Genomic DNA, 19,456 nt, shown 5'->3' on the forward strand with positions numbered 1-19,456 from the left:
GGTGTGGTGCCGCTCGCACAGCAGCGCGGAGTTCTGCAGGTTGGTCTCGCCGCCGTCGAGCCAGTGCACGAGGTGGTGCACCTCCGCCCACCAGGTCGGCGCGTGGCAGCCGGCGAAGACGCAGCCGCCGTCACGGAGTTCGACGGCGCGGCGGAGGTGGCGGTCGGCCAGGCGCTGTTCGCGGCCGAGGTCGAGCGGTGCGCCGTCGGGGCCGAACACGACGCGGGAGACGGTGCTGTCGCAGGCCAGCCAGCGGGCTCTCGCGGCGGAGATCACCGCGCCGAACCCCATCCGCGCGGCCTCGGGGCCGGTGGCGGTGCCGGCGAGGTCGTCGAGGTCGATGACGACGGCCAGGTGCGCCTTGACGGTGCGCAGCGTGGGCAGGCGGCCGGCGGCCAGGCTGGTGTCGCACAGCTGCACCAGCGCATCGCCGAGCCGCTGCGCGCGGCTGCGCTCGTGCCCGGCGGGGCGGTCGGCCTGCACGAAGGACTCCAGCGCGGCCTGCAGCTTCTCCCCGCCCACCGCGTCGAGCTCGAAGCGCCCACTCAGAGTGCCGTCGGCGTGCTTGGCCAGGCTCAGCCGGCGCCCCTCGGTCGGATCGGGCTCCGGGCCGTCGGGATCGAGCCGGCTCAGGTAGTGCCGCACCGCGTGCACGAAGTCGGTGTGCGGCTGCTCCACGGCCAGCCCGGTGAGCACCGCGTCGACCTCGCCGAGCTCCACGCCCTGCTCGACAGCGGCCGCCAAGCGCTCCGGCGTCAGCGCAGTGGCGGCGACCGCGACCTGCTCGGCCGACACGAGCCCGGCGTCGTGCGCCTCGGCCAGCGCCGGCAGATGCGCCAGCACCCGCCCGTTGCCCACGACCCGGGCGGCCGCGGCGGCCGATAGCCGGCAGTGCCCGCCCAGCCAGGACCGCATCGACTTCAGCCCGTCGCGCTCGGCCGCCTGGGACAGCTCGGCGTCCCGCACCCGGCGGGCCAGGGCGGCGTCGATCCGGTTGCGCTCGGCGACCAGCGCGGCGACGTCCTCCAGCACGTCACCGGTCGACCAGTCACCCGAACACATGTACGAACTCTAGCCGAGCAAGCGACCTGTCGCATCACGTATCCGCAGGTCAGACCCCTGTCCACAGATGTCACGAGCGCCTTGACGGCACCCGGCGGAGATCAGGCCTGGGTCGGGCGGCGGGAGCGGAAGTCGCCACGTCCGGTGTCGCGGCGCCAGTCGTCGAAGGACTCCCCGGTGAGCTCCTCGAGCAGCGCGACGTCGGGCAACAGCGGGCCGAGGACGGCGCGGCGCACCTCGACCGGCAGGGGCGGCCGCGGTGTGCGCCCGGCGTGCAGGGCGGCGAGCAGCGGCCGCGACACCTGCCGCCACACCTGCGGCGGGGCGTACGCGCCGAGCGCCGCGCCGGCACGGGCGACTCGGGCCAGCGCTCGGTAGCGCGGCGTGTCCGCGACGTGGGGCTTCACGTTCTCCGGCGCCACGGTGTGCGCGACCCCCGGCTCGACGCCCAGGGAGTCGCTGACCCGGTCGAGCGTCTCGCGCGGGGTGTCGACCAGCTGGCGGTACCGGAGCAGGAGCACCTGCTCCCGCGGCAGGACGGCGTACAGGTCGCGGAGCTGCTCCCCGTAGCGGCCCAGGCCCCGGTAGTGCCAGAACGGCGCCCAGCCGGCGGCGACCCGGGACTCCTCCAGCGCGACGGCGCGGGCGAAGTCGGCCTCGGGCTCCAGCCCGTCGGCGCGCAGGTGCACCCAGTTCGACCACGCCCGGTCCACCGGGTCGCGCACCACCACGACGACGCGCACCCCCGGGACGTCGGCCGCCAGCCGCCGCTGCGCCGCCCGGTCGTAGAGGTAGAAGGGCGTGCTCTCCCCGCGCACCGTCCCGGGCGGGGCGCCGTCGAACAGCCGCAGCTAGTCCTCGCGGCGCCACACCCACTCCCCCGCGCTGTGCGCGTCACCCGGCCCGCGCTGGCCGCTGCGCGGCGGCGGGCGCCCGTCGGTCAGGTAGTACTTCGGCTCCTTGACCGGCGAGAGGTACAGGCCGGGGTGGGTGGCCAGGGCCGCGTGCAGCGCCGTCGTCCCGGCCTTCGGTGCTCCGGCGATGACGAACTGCGGCAGCCAGTCGGTGTCGTCGGTCAACGGTCCCCTCCTCGTCGCGGGCGGTCCGGGGTGTACACACGGGGCACCCTCCCCCAGCACGAGATCGGAGTCCCCGCGTGACCTCGACAGCGCCGCGCCCGCCGTCGCCCGACCGGTTCTGGGCCGACGCCGAGGTCGTCGTCGAGCCCGAGGACCCGCGCCCGGGCTCGTGGGCCGGCGGGCCGTCGGCGCAGCTCGTCGACGGCACGTGGTGGCTGGCCTACCGGCTGCGCCGCCCGGTCGGCGAGGGGCGCGGCTTCGGCAACGTGGTGGCCCGCTCGGACGACGGCGTGCACTTCGAGCCGGTCGTCGCCGTCGGCAAGGAGCGCTTCGGCGCCGAGTCGCTCGAGCGCCCCGCGCTGGTGCGCACGCCCGAGGGCCGCTGGCGGCTCTACGTCAGCTGCGCCACGCCGGGCACGAAGCACTGGCGGGTCGACCTGCTGGAGGCCGCCACCGTGGAGGGGCTGGCCACCGCGGAGGCGCGCACCGTGCTGCCCGGCAGCGCCACCGCGGCGCCCAAGGACCCGGTGGTCCGCTGGGACGGCGACCAGTGGCACCTGTGGGCGTCGGTGCACCCGCTCGACGACCCCGACGCCACCGACCGGATGACCACCGAGCACGCCGTCAGCCCCGACGGCGTCGACTGGACCTGGCGCGGCACCGCGCTGACCGGCACGCCCGGCAGCTGGGACGCCCGCGGTGTGCGCCTCAGCACCGTCGTCCTCGACGGCTCGCGCACCTGGGCGCTCTACGACGGCCGGGCCACCGCGGCGGAGAACTGGGAGGAGCGCACCGGCCTGGCCGAGCACGACGGCGAGGGCGGCTTCCGCGCCGCGGCCGGCGGCCCCCACCTGCAGAGCCCGCACGCGCCGCACGGGCTGCGCTACGCCGACGTCGTCGCCCTGCCCGGCGGTGGAGCCCGCTGGTTCTACGAGGCCACCCGCGCCGACGGCGCGCACGAGCTGCGCACCGTCGTCCTGCCCGCCTGACGCGTCCGGGCACGGACCCACGGCGGCCTCCCCCGTCCAAACCACACCAAGCCGGTCGACTTGACACACTATGTCGCGCCGGGGTGACATGGGCGGGTGACACCCGCCCTGACGCTCACCCGCCGGTCCGCCGTGGACCTGCTGCGGGTGGCCAGCGCGCTGTGTCCGGCCGCCTGAGCGCCGACCCACCCCACCTCCGCGCCCCCGGGGCGCGCCCTGCTCAGGAGAACCCCCCGTGACCTCCCTGCTGTCCCCTGCCCGTGCCACCACCCGGACGACCACCCGCGCCACCGCCCGCGCCACCTCGGTCACCGCGCTCGCCGCCGCCCTGCTCGCCGCCTCCGACGAGTGGCTGCCCCGCGTCGAGTACCGCGAGGCCGGCCGCTGGACCGGCCTGCTGCCCAGCGCCGATGCCGCCGACCTCGTCGACCCGTCCCTGCACGCCGACCTCGCCGCGGCGCAGGTCTGGCTGCTCACCTGGCTGCCCGGCCAGGGCACGCCGCTGCACGACCACGGCGGCTCGGCCGGCGCCTTCGCCGTCGTCGGCGGGGTGCTCACCGAGGACGTCGTGGGCGGCCGGCCGGGCGCCGTCCGCGAGGCCGCGACCGAGCTCTGGGCCGGGCGGGTGCGCCCCTTCGGCCCGCACCACGTGCACCGGGTGACCAACCGCGGGACGCTGCCCGCCGTGAGCGTGCACGTCTACCGCCCCCGGCTGACCCGGATGACCAGCTACCGCCTCGCGGCCGGCACCCTGCTGCGCACCGCCACCGAGCAGGCCGGCGTCGACTGGTGAGCGGACCGGGACCGCGCCCGCCCGGCGCGAGGAGCGTCGACCAGCTGCTGGCCGAGGCACGCGAGCGGATCACGCGGGTCACCCCGGCGGAGGCGGCCCGCCGGGTGGCCGAGGGCGCGGTGCTCGTCGACATCCGCCCGCAGTGGCAGCGCGCGGCCGACGGCGAGGTGCCCGGCGCGGTCGTCGTCGAGCGCAACCACCTCGAGTGGCGGTTCGACCCGGAGAGCGACGCCCGGCTGCCGCAGGCCACCGGCTACGACGTCGACGTCGTGGTGCTCTGCCAGGAGGGCTACACCTCCAGCCTGGCCGCCGACGCGCTGCGCTCGCTGGGCCTGGCGCGGGCCAGCGACGTCATCGGCGGGCACCGCGCCTGGGTGGCCGACGGGCTGCCCAGCACGGGCGGCACCGGCGGGTAGACCGGTCCGGGGACGGCGGCGCGCGACGGAGGCCGCCGTCGTCCCCGCACCTCAGGTCTTGCTCTTGCCCTGCGCGCTGGAGTGCTCGTGCCGGTCGTCGCCCTTCCGGACGTGCGAGGTCTGCTTCGAGGCGCCGGTGGTCACGCCCGCCTCACTGGGTGACAGGCCCTCCTTCTTCGCCTGCCGGGCGGCGGCTCGCTGGGCGTCGGCGTCGTTGTTCTTGCTCATGCCGGGCGGTTACCCGGCGGCCGCGGCCGCCACGCCGGAGAGCACCGCGTAGGTGCGGCGGGCCATGAGCGCGGCGTCGAGGTCGCGCACCGCGCGGGCCCGGGCCCGGGCGGCGAGGCCGGCGCGCCGGGCGGGGTCGGCGAGCAGCCCGCCGATCGCCTCGGCGAGCGCGCCGGCGTCGTCCACCGGCACGACGACGAGGTCCTCCCCCGCCGTGCGGCGGACCTCCCCGACGTCGGTGCTCACGCAGGGCAGGCTCTCGGCCATCGCCTCGGCGAGGACCAGCGGCCCGGCCTCCACCCGCGAGGACACCACGAACAGGTCGAGGGAGGCGAGGAAGCCGCGGACGTCGTCGACCCAGCCCGGGAACGTGACCGGCAGGCCCGCGGCGGCCGCGCGCAGCGCCTCGCCGTCGCGCCCGGCGCCACCGACGACGGCCTCGAACGGGACGTCGACCCGGCGCAGCGCGGCCAGGAGCACGTCGAACCCCTTCTGCGCGGTCAGCCGCCCGAAGGCGCCGACCCGGGGCACCGCGTTGCCCGCCGGGCCGGCCGGGTCCGGCGGCACGTCGACGCCGTTGGGCACCACGTGCGCCCGCGCCGGGTCGACGCCGAGGTCGCCCACCAGCTGGTCGCGGCCCTCCGTCGACGGGCTGATCACGCCCGCCATCCGCCGGTACAGGCACACCAGCCGGGCGCGCTCCTCCCCCGAGCGCGTGTCGCCGACCAGGTGCAGCACGCCGACCGTGGGCGCCACCTGCTGCGCGGCCGCGACGGCGGCGGCGTTGGAGGCGGGGTCGACCAGGTTGACCACGACGACGTCGGGGCGCTGCGCGGCCAGCGCCGCCCGCGTGGCCGGCGCCGCGTCGGCGTGCCGGGTCAGCGGGACCACGGCGCGCGCGACCGGGAACGCGGCGAACCCCCCGGCCACCGGCTCGGCGCAGACCAGCGACGGCGTCGCGCCGTTCTCCCCCGCCCGGCGCAGGTGGTGGGTGAGCCACACCTCCGCGCCGCCCCACGCGCTGGAGTCGGCGACGAAGGAGACCCTCACGAGGCGGCCAGCTCGAGCGCGGCGCCGGCCACCGCGGCCGGCTCGACGGTCAGCGCGCAGCGGAACTCGATGGGGCAGGCGAGGTGCGGGCAGGGCGCGCAGGCCACGGTCGGCGTCAGCGCCCGGTGCCGCGGGCCGGGGTGCGCCCAGCGGACGGGGTCGCCGGGCAGGAACACGGTGACGCTGCGGGCGCCGACCGCGGCGGCCAGGTGTGCCGAGCCGGTGTCGTTGCCCACCAGGACGGCGCTGTCGCGCAGCAGCGCGGCCAGCGCGCCGAGGCCTGTGGCGCCGGTGAGGTCGACGGCCGGGGCGCGCATCGCGGCGACCACCCGCGCCGAGATGTCCCGCTCCGCGGCCACGCCGGTGATCACCACGGCCAGGCCCTCGGCGGCCAGCGCGTCGCCCACCGCGGCGTAGCGGCCGACCGGCCAGCGGCGGGTGGGCGCGGAGGCGCCGGGGTGCAGCACCGCGTACCGGCCGGGCTCCAGGCCGTGGGCGGCGAGGGCGGCGGCGTGCTCGGCCTCGTCGTCGGCGGTCACGGGGAAGCCCATGCCGGCGTCACCGCCGGGAGCGAGCCCGAGGTGCTCGAGCAGCGCGACGTGCCGCTGCGCCTCGTGCAGGTGCAGCGGGTAGCGCAGGTGCAGCGCCGCCGTGCCGGCCGGCGGGTCCCAGCCGGTGGGCGCGAAGCCGCCGGTGAGCCGGGCGCCGAGCGCGGCGGCGACCCGGTTGGCGGCCGGCCGGTCGCCGTAGGCCTGCAGCGCGAGGTCGAACCCGCGGTCGCGGGCCGCTGCGGTGAACGGTGCCCAGCCGGCGGCGTCGACCGGGCCGTCGGGGACGCCCGGCGCGCCGGGGAACGGCAGCAGCGCGACGGGGACGCCGAGCCGCTCCACCACCGGCGCCATCCGGCCGAAGGTCACCAGGGTCACCTCGACGTCGGGCCGGGCCGCCTGCAGCCGCCGCAGCGCCGGCACCGTGCACAGCAGGTCGCCGAGGCCGACCCGCAGCCGGACCAGCGCGAGACGGCGGACGGCGGGGTCGGCGAGCGGCGGGGTCACCCGCGCCCCCTTCCCGGGCTGTGCCGTGCCCTAACCCGTGGTGCACTACGGGTCCCGCCCCCGAGGAACCGGAGGTCCCCGCGTGCCCCGCCCCGCTCCCGACCTGCACGTGCTGCGCCTGTGCAGCGTCTTCGAACCGCCGGCCGCCCGGCGACGCTCGGGACCGGGGACCCTGCCCGGGGAGCTCGACGCCCGGGCGGCGCGCTTCGACCCCATCGGCGGCATGCAGAACCACACCGCCACGCTCACCCGCTGTCTCGACGCCCGCGGCGTGCGGCAGACGGTCGTCACCGCGCGGCTGGCCGGCCCCCGCGGGACCACGCCGCTCGGCCGCGGCGCCCGCGTCCACCGGACGGGACTGCCGGTGCCGCGGCTGCGCCAGCTGTGGGCGCTGGCCGGGCTCCCGGCGGTGCTGCGGGCCGGGCGGCGGGCGCCGGTCGACGTCGTGCACGCCCACCAGGGCGAGGACCTCGCCACCCTGCTGCTGGCCCGGCTCGCCGCGCGGGTGCACCGCTGCCCGCTCGTGGTCACCCTGCACTGCAGCGTCGGGCACACCCTCACCGGCCGCAGCCCCCGGGTGCGGCTGCTGCGGGCGCTCGGCGGCCGGGTCGAGCGCGGCGCGCTGCGGCGGGCCGACGCGGTCGTCGTCCTCACCGGACGCACCGCCGCCGCCGTGCAGGCCGACGGCGTGCCGGCCGAGCGCGTCTCGACCATCCCCTCGGGCTACGACCCCTCGCTGTTCACCGGGGACGGCGGCGACGTGTTCCCCGCGGTGGCGCGGCCGCGGATCGGCTACGTCGGCCGGCTGGCGCCGCAGAAGAGCCCCGGGACGCTGGTCGAGGCGTTCGGCCGGATGGAGGAGGAGGCCGCCCTGGTCGTCGTCGGCGACGGTCCTGACCGGGCGCTGGTGCACCGGCTGGCGGCCACCGGCCCGGCGGCCGGCCGGATCACCCTGGCCGGTTTCGTCGAGCACGCGCGGGTGCCGGCGGTGCTGGGCTCCCTCGACGTGCTCGTGCTGCCGTCGGCCTACGAGGAGATGGGCTCGGTGCTCACCGAGGCGATGGCCGCGGGCCTCCCGGTGGTCGCCAGCCGGGTCGGCGGCATCCCCGAGGTGGTGCGGCACGGCGAGACCGGCCTGCTCGTGCCGCCCGGCGACGTCGGCGCCCTGGCCGAGGCGCTCGACCGGGTCATCGGCGACCCCGCCCTGCGCGCCCGGCTGGCCGCCGGGGCGCGGGCCCGGGCGGCCGACTACTCCTGGCCGGTGCTGGCCGGCCGGGTGGCCGGCGTCTACGACCGGGTGCTCGGCGCCCCGGCGGTCGAGCGCGCGGCTGCGTGACCGCGCGGGTCGCCGTCCTGGTGCCGGTGCACGACCAGGCGGCCTTCCTGCCGCGCGCGCTGGAGTCGCTGCTCGCCCAGGAGGAGACCGGCTGGGAGGCGGTGGTCGTCGACGACGGCTCGCCCGAGCCGGTCGCCGTCCCTGCCGACCCGCGGCTGCGGCTGGTGCGCACCGCGGACAACCGCGGGCTGGGCGCGGCGCTGAACACCGCGCTGGACGCGACCACCGCACCGGTCGTGGCCCACCTGCCGGCCGACGACGTCTGGTCCCCCGCCCACCTGACCACCCTGCTCGCGGCCCTGGACGGCGGGGCGGTGCTGGCCCGCGCGGGGCTCACCGAGCCCGCCGGCACGCCCTACGCGCAGCTGGTGCAGGTGGCCCACCGGCGCACCGCCGACCGCTGGACCGAGCGCGCCGAGCTGGAGACCGACGACCTCGACCGGCTGATGTGGGCGCGGGTCGCCGCCCGCGGGACGACCGCGGACACCGGCCGGGTCACCTGCACGTGGACGCGGCACCCCGGGCAGCGGTCGCGGGCCATCCGGCCGTCGTCCGACGGCGGGCTGAACGTCTTCCGCAGCCGCTACCGGGTGGCCGGGCCGCTGCGCTTCGCCTCCACCGACGGCGGGGAGGTCGACGAGGTCGCCCGCTACGCGCGGTTCCGCGACCGCACGTACGAGGTCGCCGACGACGGCCTGTCGGTGTTGATCGCCGGCGAGCTCGCGTTCAACCCCGAGCGGGTGCTCGCGCTGGCCGAGCGCGGTCACCGGCTCAGCGGGCTCTGGACGACCGACGGGCTCGGCGACTCGACGGTCGGGCCGCTGCCGTTCGGGCACGTCGCCGACCTCGACCGCGACCGCTGGCAGGACGCCGTCCGGGACCTCGACCCCGACGTCGTCTGGGCGCAGCTCAACTGGCGGGCGGTGCCGCTGGCGCACCGGCTGCGGTCGGCGTTCCCGGACCTGCCGTTCGTCTGGCACTTCAAGGAGGCGCCGCAGCGCAGCGTCGTCCGCGGGGAGTGGCCGCTGCTGGCGGACCTGGTGTGCGGCGCCGACGCCGTGCTGCTGGCCACCGAGGAGGAGCGCGACTGGTTCGCCCTGGCGCTCTCCGGCCGGGTGGACCCCGCCCGGCTCGGCGTCCTCGACGGCGACCTGCCCCCGCGCGAGTGGCTCGACGGGCCGCCGTCCCCGCGGCTGTCGGACGCCGACGGGCAGCCGCACGCCGCCGTCGTCGGCCGGCCCGCGGGGCTGGACCTGGACTGGGTGCTGGCGCTGGCCGAGCGCGGGGTGCACACCCACCTCCACGGCCAGGTGCGCGCGCCGGGGCCCACGGGCTCGTGGACCGGCTGGCTCGACGAGGCGCTGGCCCGCGCGCCCGGGTTCGTGCACGTGCACCCGGCGGTCGGGCCGGAGGACTGGGTGCGCGAGTTGTCGCGGTACGACGCCGGCTGGCTGCACCGCTTCGACTCCGCCAACGGCGGCGACCTGCGGCGGGCGAGCTGGGACGACCTCAACTCCCCCGCCCGGCTGCCGGTGCTGCTCGCCGCCGGGCTGCCGCTGCTGCAGCAGGCCAACCCGGGGGCGCTGGTCTCGGTGGAGCGGGTGCTGCGGCAGGACGGGACGGGGCTGTTCTACCGCTGCGCCGACGACGTGGCCGCCGTGCTGCAGGAGGAGGTCGCGACGCGGGCGGGGCACGCCGCGGCGGTGGCGGCCCGCGAGGGGCACGTCTTCGACGCCCACGCCGACCGCCTCGTCGACCTCTTCCGCTCGATCACGCGGTGCTGAAGGACCCTCTGCCCCGCGCGGCCGGCGGGAGTGTCGGACCCCGGTCCTACCGTCGGCGCGTGGTGGCTGCGCTGCGGTGGGCGGTGACCGACGGGCCGGACGGCGCGTCGGCCGTCGAGCTGCCCGCGGACGCCGCCGCCGCGCGCCGGCTGGCCGAGCAGGCGCGCGGCGGGCTCTGGTGCGCTCGGGCGGCCGGGGGCTGCGGCGGTCGGCTGGTCGTCGGCGGGACGCCACCCGCGCTCCGGCACACCGGCGACGACCCGTGCGCGTTCCGCCGCCGGCCGGCGGCGGCCGGTCCCGCCTACGACCACCTGCGCTACCGGGCCCCGCTCGTGTCCTGGCTCACCGGGCAGGGCCACCGGCCGCGGGTGCTGCGGGTGCCCGACGTGGGTGGACACCCCGGCCTGCGGCTCGTCGTCGAGGCGTCGGGCGCGGTGCTGGAGGTCCAGCTCGCGCCGCTGGACGACACCGCGTGGCGCGCGCGGGACGACCGGGCCCGGCGGTCGGCCCGGTCGGTCACCTGGCTCTACGGCCCCGACGCCGACGCCGCCGCCGCCACCGAGGCCAGCGTGCGCGGCGCCGCCCTGTCGCTGCGCCGCCACGACCGCGGCCTGCTCCTCGGTGTGCGCGGCGCCGGGGACGCGGTGCGCTGGGTGCGCCCGTCCGCCTGCCGGCTCACCGCCGACGGCGTCACCGCGCCCGGCCTCGCCGACGCCCGTGCTGCGCACGCCCGGCACGCCGCCGAGCGGCAGGAGGCGGCGCGGCGCGCGGCCCGCCGCACCGAGCGGGCGCGTCCGGTGGTGGCGGAGGAGCTGCCGCTCTGGCCGCTGGCGTCGACCGCCTGACGCCAGCGCCTGACGCCGGCGTCAGGACGCCGCGCCGGTGGACTGCTCGTCGGGCTCCTGCACCGGCTGCGACTCGGGCCGGGGCTCGGGTCGTGGCTCGGGTCGTGGCTCGGGCTCCGCCGGGACGGGCCGCCGCTGCCCGTGCGGCAGCCGCGCCACCACGGCCGCGGGCAGGTGGACGTGCGGCAGGTGCAGGTGCGGCAGGTGGACGTGCGGCACGTGCGGGCGCGGCAGCCGCACCGGCGGCACGTGCGGGTGCGGCAGGCGCAGGCTCGGCAGGTGCAGCTGGGCCAGCCGGCCCGACGGCGGCGGCCGGCGGGCCAGCACCGCGGCGGCGCGGAGGCGGCGGTTGGCCTCCTCCCGCTCGCGCACCGTCGTCGGCACCGCCCGGTGGTCCCGCTCCCAGCGGGCCGTGTCGGCGCGGGCCAGCACGATCACCAGCGCCGTCGAGGCGGCGAACCCGCCGACGGCGACGACCGCCCACCACCACATGACGCCCTCCCCTGAGCGCCGTGCCGCGGTACCCGCGGCGGATGGCCACAGGGTCCACCCGGGACCGGAACCGGACAAGCCGGAGCAGCGCGCCACACCGGCGACGCGCCGCGGACGCGCCCGGGGCCCGGGGGCGGCGTCAGAACCGGAGGACCGCCTGCAGCGGCGGGGCGGGCAGCCGGCGGGCGGCGAGGTCGGCGAGCAGCGCCGGGCCGTCCTCGAGGGCCACGACGTCGGTGACCAGGTGCCGGCGGACGTCGTCGCCGCGCTCGCGGAGCAGGTCGAGCGTGGCCTCGGCCAGTGCACGGCGCGGCCAGTCGGCGGCCATGCCGCGCGGCACCCGGCTGATCTGCGCGCACACCACCGACAGGCCGTTGTGGTGGAACTCCTCGCCGAGCCGGACCGCCGCGGCGCCGGCCTGGTAGAAGCCGAGGTCGACCACGACGCCCTGCGGCCGCAGCGCCTTGAGCCCGGTGGCCAGGTCGGTGTCGTGACCGCGGCACTGCAGGACCAGGTCGGCGCCGGCGTCGCCGGGGGCGTGCCGCCAGCGGCGCTTGACCTCCGCCCAGTCGCCCGCCGCGACGGTGTCCAGGCCCAGCGCCGCGGCCGCGGCTCGCCGCCCGGGCGCGGACTCGGCGACGACGACGTCGGCGGCGCCGTGCCGGACGGCGAGCAGCGCCGAGAGCAGCCCGATGACGCCGGCGCCGGTGACCAGGACGTGCCGGTCGCGGACGCCGTCGCCGACCCCGCCGCGGGGCCCGGCGAGCTGCGCGGTGGCGTGCAGCAGGCCGTTGACGCAGATCGGGCCCATCTGCGCGAGGTAGACGCCGAGCAGCGGGTCGAGGTCGCCGGGCACCGGGACCACCGGCACCGCCGCCGGGTCCGCGCAGCGGCCGGTGCGGTGCCCGTAGGCCATCGCGACCCGGGTGCCCTCGGCGAGGTCGGGGGTGCGGCTCTCGGTGACCAGGCCGACCTCCATGTAGCCCAGCTGCCGCACCGGGTAGCCCGCGGTCGGGCCGTCGGCGGTGAACGAGCGCCGGTCGGGGTCCCAGGACAGCGCGTGGTGCGGATCGGTGCCGCGCACGATCGCCACCTCCGTGCCGGCGCTCACGCCGCTGTACTCGGTGGCCACCCAGGCCTGCCCGGGCCCCGGCGCGGGCTCGGTGTCGTCGAGCAGCGCCGGCTCCCCCGGCGCGAGGACGCCGAGGGTGCGCACCGGGCGGCCCGCCGGCCCGCCGTCCGTCGCCTCCACCTGCGCGTCCTGCCCCCCGCACGGGCCGGTCAACCCCACGGGTGACCGTCGATCCGGGCCCGCCGGTGGGAGGCTCCCCCGGTGGCACCGGGTGGCGGCTGGGCGGCGACGGCGGCCGGCGCGCTGCTGGTGGCACTGGTCCTGCGGGACGTCGTCCACACGCTGTGGCACCCCAGCGGCCGGCGGGGGCTCAGCCGGCGGCTGATGCAGGTGCTGTGGCGGGCCGGGCGGGCGGCGCGCCGCCGGTCGGGCAGCGGGTTCCTGGGCGGGCCGGTGGCGATGGTGGTCGTCGTCCTCACCTGGGTGCTGCTGCTGGTGCTCGGCTGGACGCTGGTCTACTGGCCGCACGTGCCCGGCGGCTTCGTCTACGGCAGCGGGCTGGACGTCGACCGCGCCGGGCCGCTCGACGCCGTCTACCTCTCGCTGGTGACCCTGGCGACCCTCGGCTTCGGCGACATCGTCCCGGCCAGCCCGTGGCTGCGGCTCGTCGTCCCGCTGCAGGCGCTGGTCGGCTTCGTGCTGCTGACGGCGGCGGTGACCTGGGTGCTGCAGGTCTACCCGGCGCTGAGCCGGCGGCGGGCGCTGGCGCTGCGGCTGGCCCTGCTGGGGCGCGCCGCCCTGCCGGGGGCGGCCGTCGGCGGGGGTCTGCTGCGCGAGCTGGCCGTCGACCTCGTGCAGGTGCGCGTCGACCTCACCCAGCACGCCGAGACGCACTACTTCCGCGACGTCGACCCCGAGACGACGCTGCCGCTGCAGCTGCCGGTGGCGGTGGAGCTGGCCGCGGCGGCCGCGTGCTCGCCCGACGTCCAGGTCCGGACCGCGGCCGCGCTGCTCGACCTCGCGCTCGAGGACCTCACCGGCGTGCTCGACCGGCAGTTCCTGCACCGCGGCGGGACGGTGCGCGACCGGGTGGCCGCCTACGCCGACGACCACGGCCACACCTCGGCGTGACCCTCAGCTGACGAGGGCCTGCGTCGCCGACTCCTTGAGCTTGGCGTTCGCCCAGCGCATCTGCCGCAGCGTGTCGGGGTGGCAGCGCCTGGCCAGCTCGAACAGGGCGCGCTTGCGCGCGCCCTGCGCGGCCTGGGCCAGCAGCTCCCAGTCCAGCGAGACGCCGGCGGCCTCGCGGTGCACGTGCCGCAGGTCGGCGAGCAGCAGCAGGCCGGGCTCGGACCGGTGCCGCAGCAGGTCCGCCGTGGTCTGCCGGATCGTCTCCAGGACCCCCGGGTCGTGCGGCGGCTCGGGGTCGAGGTCGACGCCGAAGTCGGCGCCGACCCGGGCCAGCTCGGTGACGTGCCGCTGCGACCAGCGGGCGACGTCCCGGGCGACGTGGAAGACCTCGTGGTCGCCCGCGTGCCGGTCGGAGACGGCGAGCAGCGTGCGCGTCAGGTGGACCTCCGCGCGGTGCAGCTCCTCGATCGCCAGTCCCAGCTTCACCGCGTCCCCCCGGTGGTCTCCTCCGCGAGCGCGGCGTCCCCGCCGCGGGTGGGCGGCACGTCGGCGGCCACGGGCCGGGACGCGGTGGTCGTCGGCGCCGGGGACGGCGTGCCGTCGGAGGCCGCCAGCCGGGTCACCGCGGCGGCCGCCGTCTTGAAGATCGGCTGCTTGGACACCGGGTCCCAGTCGGTCGGGGTCAGCTCGTTGGCGGCCCGGCCCCGCTCCCGCGCGTCGGGATCGTCCCAGTAGCCGTAGTGGAAGGGCAGGAAGAGCACGCCGGGCCGGATGCCGCAGACCCGCAGCCGCGCCTCGACCCGCCCGCGCGGCGTGCAGACCTCCAGCAGGTCGCCCTCGCCCCAGCCGCGGTCGGCGGCGTCCGAGGGTGACATCTCCACCCACACCTCCGGGGCGGCGGCCTGCAGCTGGGGCGCGCGGCCGGTCTTGGTGCGGGTGTGGAACTGGTAGATGGTCCGGCCGGTGACCAGCTGGAACGGGAACTCCTGGCCGGGCAGCTCGTGCGGGGGCACGTACTCGGCCGCCTTGAGGACCGCCCGTCCCTCGGGGTTGAGGGCCCGGTACTCGCTCTCCTCCAGCGGCGCGCCGGTGACCAGGTCGCGGCCGTAGCTCTCGCAGTGGTCGGGGGCGGCGAAGAACCGGCCGCCCTCGTACAGCCGCTCGGTGCCCTCGGGCGCCTCCTCGGTGACCGGCCACTGGATGCCGTTGCGCTCCCGCAGCTTCGCGTAGGACAGCCCGCTGTAGTCGCAGGGCCGGCCGCGGCTGCACTCCTTCCAGCCCTCGAACGCGCCCTCGGCGTCCGACCACGTCACCAGCGGGGCGCCGTCCTGGTCCTGCAGTCCCAGCCGGTGGGCGAACTCGATCAGGATGTCGAGGTCGGCGCGGGCCTCGCCGGGCGGGTCGACGGCCTTCTCCGACAGGTGCACGGTGCGGTCGACGTTGGTGAAGGTGCCCGTCTTCTCACCCCACGTGGCGGCGGGCAGGACGACGTCGGCGAGCTGCGCGGTCTCGGTGAGGAAGAGGTCCTGGACGACGAGGAACAGCCGCTCCTGGGCGAGGATCTCCCGGATCCGGCCGAGTTCGGGCAGCGAGACCGCCGGGTTGGTGGCGGTGACGTAGAGGAAGCGCAGCGAGCCCTCCTCGGCGTGCCGGAACATCTGCATCGCGTGCGTGGGCGGCGAGTAGTGCGGGATGGAGAAGGGGTCGAGGTTCCACACCCGCGCGAGGTCGGCGACCTGCTGGTCGTTGGACCAGTTGCGGAAGCCGGCCAGGTCGCCGTCGGCACCGGCCTCGCGGGTGTTCTCCGCGGTGGGCTGGCCGTTCATCTGCAGGATCCCGCACCCGGGCTTGCCGAGCATGCCGCGCACCAGGTTGAGGTTGTTGACCTGGACGGCGGCCGCGGTGGCCTGGTGGGACTGGTAGAAGCCCTGCAGCACGGTGGACAGCAGCCGCTCGGCGGTGCCGAGCACCCGGGCGGCCTCCCGCACCTGCGCAGCCGGGACGTCGCACACCTGCTCGGCGACCTCCGGCGGGTAGTCACGCACCCGGGCCTCCAGCTCCGCGAAGCCCACGGTGTGCGCGTCGACGTACTCCCGGTCGACCCAGCCGTTGCCGATGACCTCGTGCAGCAGCGCGTTCATGAGCACGACGTTGGTGCCCGGCCGCGGCGCCAGGTGCACCGTGGCGGCCCGCGCCACCGGCGTCTCCCGCGGGTCGACGCAGACCACCTGCGGCGGGTTCGGGCCGGCCAGCCGGTCCAGCACGCGGGTCCACAGCACCGACTGCGTCTCGGCCATGTTGTGCCCGAACAGCGCGATCACGTCGCAGTGGTCGACGTCGGTGTAGGAGCCGGGCTGGCCGTCGGAGCCGAAGCTCTCCTTGAGCGCCGCGGCCGCCGTTGCGGTGCACAGCCGGGTGTTGCCGTCGACGTGGTTGGTGCCGATGCCGCCGTGGGCGATCAGGCCGAGCGTGTAGTACTCCTCCAGGAACAGCTGCCCGGAGGTGTAGAAGCCGACCGCGCTGGGCCCCTGCTCGTCGAGCAGCTCCCGGCACCGGCCGGCGACGGCGCCCATCGCGGTGTCCCAGTCGGTCTCCACCAGCTCGCCGCCGCGGCGGATCAGCGGCCGCGTGAGCCGGTCCGGCGAGTTGTTGGCCTGCCAGCCGTAGAGGTCCTTCGGGCCCAGCCGGCCGTGGTTGACCCGGTCCTCGGCGCGGCCGCGGACGCCGACGATGCGGCCGTCCTTGACCGCGATGTCCAGGCCGTCGCCGTTGCTGTGCAGGATCGTCGCCGACGGCACCCAGCGGTCGACGTCCTCGGCGCTCAGCCCGTCGGCCAGGTAGGAGTCGACGCGCACCGGCCAGGTCTCCCCCGGCCCGTACGGCGTCCGCGTCCCCCACGGCTCGGCGATCCGGTCCCTCCGCACCACGTCCGCCTCCTCGCTCGGCCCCGGCCGGTACGACAGTTGCCGGATGTCAACGGTCCCGGGGACCGGGGCCCGTACCCGGCCGCTGACGTGCGCAACCGCCACCGGTACCAGGACTGCCCGGCCCCGGTACCGGGTAGCGCGCCGGGGCCCGAGGTCCTCCGGCCGCCCACGAGACACCGGACACTTGCTCTCCGTCAAGTGTTGCATCCGGCAACGGCCTGGGTACCGGTGCCCCGGCCCCAGCAGCGGGCCTCCCCGATCCGTCTCCCCCGGAGGTCCCGTGGACGTCGTCGACACCCCCACCCCCGAGCTGCAGACCATGCCGCTCGGGCTCTACGACCTGGTCACGTACTCGATCGTGGCCGCGGGCTTCGCCCTGCTCGCCTACTTCCTGTACTCGTGGACCAGCCGGGAGGAGGTGGGCGTCCGGTACCGGCCCGCGGTCCTGGCCGGGCTGTGCATCGCCGCGGTGGCCACGCTGTCCTACCTGGTGCTCTTCATCCGGTGGGACAGCGGCTTCACCCTCTCCGGCGGGGTGTTCGTGCCGGAGGCGGAGTCGGCGCGCGCGACGATCTACCCCCGCTACGTCGACTGGACCGTCACCGTCCCGCTGCTGACCGCCGAGCTGCTCGCGGTCTGCTCGCTGGCCGGCGCCCGCGCCCGCAACCTGCGCTTCTCGACGATGGCGGCGGCGTTCCTCATGATCCTGACCGGGTTCCTCGGCTCCCAGGTGCTGGCCGAGGGCCGCGACCGGACGGCGCTGGTCGTCTGGGGGCTGATCAGCACCGCGTTCTACGCCTACCTCTACGTCGCGCTGATCGGTGCGGTGCGCGCGTCGCTGCCCTCCATGAGCACCGAGGCCGGCCGCAGCCTGCGCAACGCCGCGATCGTGCTGCTGGGCACCTTCGGCGTGTACCCGCTGGTCTACGCCGTCCCGGTGTTCGTCGACGTCACCCCGGCGTGGCTGGCCGGCATGCAGGTCGCCTACTCCGCCGCCGACGTGCTGGCCAAGGTGGGCTTCGGCGTGCTGGTGCACAAGGTGGCCAAGATGCGGACCGCGGAGGACGTCGCCGCCGGGATCGACACCCACCCGGAGTCGGTGTGGGTGAGCCACGTCCACCACAGCGAGGCCGTGCTGCCCGCGACGCAGCGCGAGCGCACGCGCTTCGTGGACAACGCCGTCGACCCGGCACCGGAGTTCGCCGACCACCCGCGGCGCCCGCACGAGCACCACGAGGTCGAGCACGTGCGCGGGCTCGGCGCCGAGGACGGCCGCGTGCCGGACGCCGACGCCCGCCGCGGGGCCACCCGGGCGCCGTCCGCGCGGGCCTGAGCGTGCGGTCGCCCCTGGAGCTCCGGACGGCGGACCGGGCCGGTACCCCGTTCGCCGTCCCGGCCCGGGCCGCGACCGCCGTCTCGCTGGCCGCCGCGGGTGCGGTGGTCCTCGTCGAGGTCACCGCCGGCTGGGGGGACCTGGCCTGGCTGCCCCTCGTCGCCGGGCTGCTGCTGGGAGTTCCGCACGGCGCCGTCGACCACCTGGTGCCGGCCTACCGGTTGCGCTGGGGGCCGGCCCGGCTGGCCGCGTTCGCGCTGGGCTACGCCGTCGTCGCCGCGGCCGCCTGGCTGGTGTTCCGGGCCGCGCCGGGCCCCGCCCTCGCCGTGTTCGTGCTGCTGTCGGCGTGGCACTTCGGCACCGGCGAGACCGCCTTCGCCGACCTGCGCGCGGATCGGCCCGTGCGGCGGGCCGCGCTGCCCGGCGCGGTGCTCGGCGGCCTGGTGCTGCTGGTGCCCCTCGTGCGCGGGGCGGAGCAGGCGGCGCCGGTGGTCGCCGCGGTGGTGCCCGGCAGCGACGGCAGGCTCCCGCCGGGCGTGGGTGCGGTGGTGCTCGCCGTGGTGCTGCCCGCCGCGGCCGCCCTGGCCGTCGCCCTGCTGCTGGAGGCCCGCTGGGCGGAGGCGGCCGAGGTCGGCGCGCTCGCCGTGCTGGTGCTCACCGCCCCGCCGCTGGCGGCCTTCGGGGTGTACTTCGGCTGCTGGCACTCGGTGCGCCACACCGCCCGCGTGCTGGCCGAGGACCCGGCCAACGCCCCCGACCTGGTCGCGGGCCGGCTGGGTGCCCCCCTGCGCCGGTTCGCCGTCGCGGCCGCGCTGCCCACGGTCGCGGTGCTCGCCGTCCTCGGGCTGCTGTGGTCGGCCGCCGGCGGCTGGCGCGGCCTGCTCGCCACCGACCTGCCGCTGCTGGCCGCGCTGACCGTGCCGCACGCCCTGGTCGTCGCCTGGCTCGACCGCGCGGCTCCCGGCCCGGCCCGGCCCCGCGCCCGGGGCGGCCACGTGGCACGGTGACGGCGTGGTGAACGTCCTGTCGATCCAGTCGCACGTCGCCTACGGGCACGTGGGCAACTCCTCGGCCGTCTTCCCGCTGCAGCGCCTCGGCGTCGAGGTGTGGCCGGTGCACACCGTGCAGTTCTCCAACCACACCGGCTACGGCGCCTGGACCGGGCGGGTCTTCGACGGGCAGGCCGTCGAGGAGGTCGTCGACGGCATCGCCGACCGCGGCGTGCTGGGCACCGCCGACGCCGTCCTGTCGGGGTACCTGGGCTCGGCCGACATCGGGCACGCCGTGGTCGGCACGGTCGGCCGGGTGCGCGCGGCCAACCCCGACGCCGTCTACTGCTGCGACCCGGTCATCGGCGACGTCGGCCGCGGCGTGTTCGTCCGGCCCGGCATCGAGGAGCTCATGCGGGAGGTCGCCGTCCCGGCCGCCGACCTGGTGACCCCCAACCACTACGAGCTCGACCTGCTCGCGCAGACGACGACCCGGACGCTGGACGAGGTCAAGGGCGCCGTCGCGGCGGTGCAGGGGCTGGGCCCGCGGGTGGTGCTGACCACGTCGCTGGTGGCCGAGGACACCCCGGACGACGCCGTGGACCTGCTCGCCTCCGAGGGCGGCCGGCACTTCCGGGTGCGCACGCCGCGGCTGTCGGTGGCGGTCAACGGCGCCGGGGACGCGATCGCCGCGCTGTTCCTGGCGCACTGGCTCGACACCCGCTCGGCCGGCGAGGCCCTGGGCCGGGCCGCGGCCAGCGTGTGGGGGCTGCTGCGGCGCACCGAGGAGGCCGGCTCGCGGGAGGTCCTGCTCGTGGCCGCCCAGGACGAGTTCGTGTCGCCGTCGCGGAGCTTCCCCGTCGAGGAGGTGTGAG

The 19,456-nt window shown here is 77.5% G+C and carries 21 protein-coding genes; 11 read left to right on the forward strand and 10 right to left on the reverse strand.

Annotation, left to right across the window (positions count from 1 at the left end; all coding sequences use genetic code 11):
* The 3 genes from BLQ97_RS22115 to BLQ97_RS24100 form a co-directional block, all read right to left on the reverse strand.
* Positions 1-1,062 (reverse strand): HNH endonuclease signature motif containing protein (locus tag BLQ97_RS22115; protein WP_091369467.1); only part of this gene is annotated, 1,062 nt, incomplete at its 3' end.
* A 101-nt stretch (positions 1,063-1,163) separates the two neighbouring features.
* Complete coding sequence (locus BLQ97_RS22120; RefSeq protein ID WP_245692638.1) at positions 1,164-1,880, reverse strand: sulfotransferase; 717 nt, start codon at positions 1,878-1,880, stop codon at positions 1,164-1,166.
* Positions 1,881-1,913: 33 nt separating this feature from the next.
* Complete coding sequence (locus tag BLQ97_RS24100; protein WP_245692640.1) at positions 1,914-2,141, reverse strand: sulfotransferase; 228 nt, start codon at positions 2,139-2,141, stop codon at positions 1,914-1,916.
* 77 nt (positions 2,142-2,218) lie between these two features.
* Here BLQ97_RS24100 and BLQ97_RS22125 point away from each other — a divergent pair, with 77 nt between their 5' ends.
* The 4 genes from BLQ97_RS22125 (at position 2,219) to BLQ97_RS22135 (ending at position 4,339) form a co-directional block, all read left to right on the forward strand.
* Entirely contained in the window at positions 2,219-3,130 is a 912-nt protein-coding gene (locus BLQ97_RS22125) for a glycoside hydrolase family protein (RefSeq protein WP_091369188.1), read from the forward strand.
* A 96-nt stretch (positions 3,131-3,226) separates the two neighbouring features.
* Complete coding sequence (locus tag BLQ97_RS24475) at positions 3,227-3,307, forward strand: putative leader peptide (protein ID WP_425402624.1); 81 nt, start codon at positions 3,227-3,229, stop codon at positions 3,305-3,307.
* Positions 3,308-3,365: 58 nt separating this feature from the next.
* Positions 3,366-3,923, forward strand: coding sequence for a cysteine dioxygenase (locus BLQ97_RS22130; RefSeq protein WP_217637323.1), 558 nt, complete (start codon positions 3,366-3,368; stop codon positions 3,921-3,923).
* Positions 3,920-4,339: a rhodanese-like domain-containing protein gene (locus BLQ97_RS22135; protein ID WP_217637324.1), complete on the forward strand. Its 420-nt coding sequence runs from the start codon at positions 3,920-3,922 to the stop codon at positions 4,337-4,339. Before BLQ97_RS22130 ends, BLQ97_RS22135 begins: the two co-directional genes overlap by 4 nt.
* A 51-nt stretch (positions 4,340-4,390) precedes the next feature.
* On the opposite strand, the gene BLQ97_RS23540 is transcribed toward BLQ97_RS22135, so the two are convergent.
* Genes BLQ97_RS23540 through BLQ97_RS22145 form a run of 3 tightly spaced genes read right to left on the reverse strand, consistent with a single transcriptional unit; the run spans position 4,391 to position 6,672 of the window.
* The gene (locus BLQ97_RS23540; protein ID WP_175471881.1) at positions 4,391-4,567 is read right to left on the reverse strand and encodes a hypothetical protein; all 177 of its coding nucleotides are present in this window, start codon (positions 4,565-4,567) and stop codon (positions 4,391-4,393) included.
* Between the two features lie 9 nt (positions 4,568-4,576).
* Complete coding sequence (locus BLQ97_RS22140; protein WP_091369190.1) at positions 4,577-5,617, reverse strand: glycosyltransferase; 1,041 nt, start codon at positions 5,615-5,617, stop codon at positions 4,577-4,579.
* Complete coding sequence (locus tag BLQ97_RS22145) at positions 5,614-6,672, reverse strand: glycosyltransferase family 9 protein (protein ID WP_091369192.1); 1,059 nt, start codon at positions 6,670-6,672, stop codon at positions 5,614-5,616. The genes BLQ97_RS22140 and BLQ97_RS22145 overlap by 4 nt, the downstream gene beginning before the upstream one ends.
* An 82-nt stretch (positions 6,673-6,754) precedes the next feature.
* Here BLQ97_RS22145 and BLQ97_RS22150 point away from each other — a divergent pair, with 82 nt between their 5' ends.
* Genes BLQ97_RS22150 through BLQ97_RS22160 form a run of 3 tightly spaced genes read left to right on the forward strand, consistent with a single transcriptional unit; the run spans position 6,755 to position 10,637 of the window.
* Positions 6,755-8,008 (forward strand): glycosyltransferase, encoded by a 1,254-nt coding sequence (locus BLQ97_RS22150; protein ID WP_091369196.1) that lies wholly within the window; start codon positions 6,755-6,757, stop codon positions 8,006-8,008.
* A complete protein-coding gene (locus BLQ97_RS22155) occupies positions 8,005-9,792 on the forward strand; it encodes a glycosyltransferase (protein ID WP_091369199.1) in 1,788 nt (595 codons plus the stop codon). Before BLQ97_RS22150 ends, BLQ97_RS22155 begins: the two co-directional genes overlap by 4 nt.
* 59 nt (positions 9,793-9,851) lie before the next feature.
* Complete coding sequence (locus BLQ97_RS22160) at positions 9,852-10,637, forward strand: hypothetical protein (RefSeq protein WP_091369202.1); 786 nt, start codon at positions 9,852-9,854, stop codon at positions 10,635-10,637.
* A gap of 21 nt (positions 10,638-10,658) precedes the next feature.
* Here the strand turns inward: BLQ97_RS22160 and BLQ97_RS22165 are convergent, their stop codons facing one another.
* Both BLQ97_RS22165 and BLQ97_RS22170 read right to left on the reverse strand, forming a co-directional pair.
* Positions 10,659-11,129 (reverse strand): hypothetical protein, encoded by a 471-nt coding sequence (locus tag BLQ97_RS22165; protein WP_091369205.1) that lies wholly within the window; start codon positions 11,127-11,129, stop codon positions 10,659-10,661.
* A 139-nt stretch (positions 11,130-11,268) separates the two neighbouring features.
* The gene (locus tag BLQ97_RS22170) at positions 11,269-12,381 is read right to left on the reverse strand and encodes a zinc-dependent alcohol dehydrogenase (protein ID WP_091369207.1); all 1,113 of its coding nucleotides are present in this window, start codon (positions 12,379-12,381) and stop codon (positions 11,269-11,271) included.
* A gap of 81 nt (positions 12,382-12,462) precedes the next feature.
* On the opposite strand from BLQ97_RS22170, the gene BLQ97_RS22175 reads away from it, so the two are divergent.
* Positions 12,463-13,332 carry a potassium channel family protein gene (locus tag BLQ97_RS22175; RefSeq protein WP_217637325.1) on the forward strand — a complete coding sequence of 290 codons (870 nt, stop codon included), beginning with the start codon at positions 12,463-12,465 and terminating at the stop codon, positions 13,330-13,332.
* A 3-nt stretch (positions 13,333-13,335) separates the two neighbouring features.
* Here BLQ97_RS22175 and BLQ97_RS22180 read toward each other — a convergent pair whose 3' ends face one another.
* Together BLQ97_RS22180 and BLQ97_RS22185 are read right to left on the reverse strand one after the other, a co-directional pair.
* Positions 13,336-13,818, reverse strand: a complete 483-nt coding sequence (locus tag BLQ97_RS22180) for a hypothetical protein (protein WP_091369210.1) — start codon at positions 13,816-13,818, stop codon at positions 13,336-13,338.
* The gene (locus BLQ97_RS22185) at positions 13,815-16,259 is read right to left on the reverse strand and encodes a molybdopterin oxidoreductase family protein (RefSeq protein WP_091369211.1); all 2,445 of its coding nucleotides are present in this window, start codon (positions 16,257-16,259) and stop codon (positions 13,815-13,817) included. The genes BLQ97_RS22180 and BLQ97_RS22185 overlap by 4 nt, the downstream gene beginning before the upstream one ends.
* A 280-nt stretch (positions 16,260-16,539) precedes the next feature.
* Here BLQ97_RS22185 and BLQ97_RS22190 point away from each other — a divergent pair, with 280 nt between their 5' ends.
* From BLQ97_RS22190 to pdxY, 3 genes are read left to right on the forward strand one after another with little or no spacing between them, the layout of a single operon-like run.
* Positions 16,540-17,592 carry a bacteriorhodopsin gene (locus tag BLQ97_RS22190; protein ID WP_245692644.1) on the forward strand — a complete coding sequence of 351 codons (1,053 nt, stop codon included), beginning with the start codon at positions 16,540-16,542 and terminating at the stop codon, positions 17,590-17,592.
* A 2-nt stretch (positions 17,593-17,594) separates the two neighbouring features.
* Positions 17,595-18,599 carry a Brp/Blh family beta-carotene 15,15'-dioxygenase gene (locus BLQ97_RS22195; RefSeq protein WP_175471882.1) on the forward strand — a complete coding sequence of 335 codons (1,005 nt, stop codon included), beginning with the start codon at positions 17,595-17,597 and terminating at the stop codon, positions 18,597-18,599.
* A gap of 4 nt (positions 18,600-18,603) precedes the next feature.
* Positions 18,604-19,455, forward strand: a complete 852-nt coding sequence (gene pdxY, locus BLQ97_RS22200; protein WP_217637326.1) for a pyridoxal kinase PdxY — start codon at positions 18,604-18,606, stop codon at positions 19,453-19,455.
* Position 19,456 lies beyond the last annotated feature (1 nt).

The organism is Geodermatophilus telluris, assembly GCF_900102745.1.
GTDB lineage: Bacteria > Actinomycetota > Actinomycetes > Mycobacteriales > Geodermatophilaceae > Geodermatophilus > Geodermatophilus telluris.

Excerpts from the sequence above, each read along its gene's own strand:
- BLQ97_RS23540 (WP_175471881.1), bottom strand. The coding sequence starts at position 4,567 with ATGAGCAAGAACAACGACGCCGACGCCCAGCGAGCCGCCGCCCGGCAG.
- BLQ97_RS22165 (WP_091369205.1), bottom strand. The coding sequence starts at position 11,129 with ATGTGGTGGTGGGCGGTCGTCGCCGTCGGCGGGTTCGCCGCCTCGACG.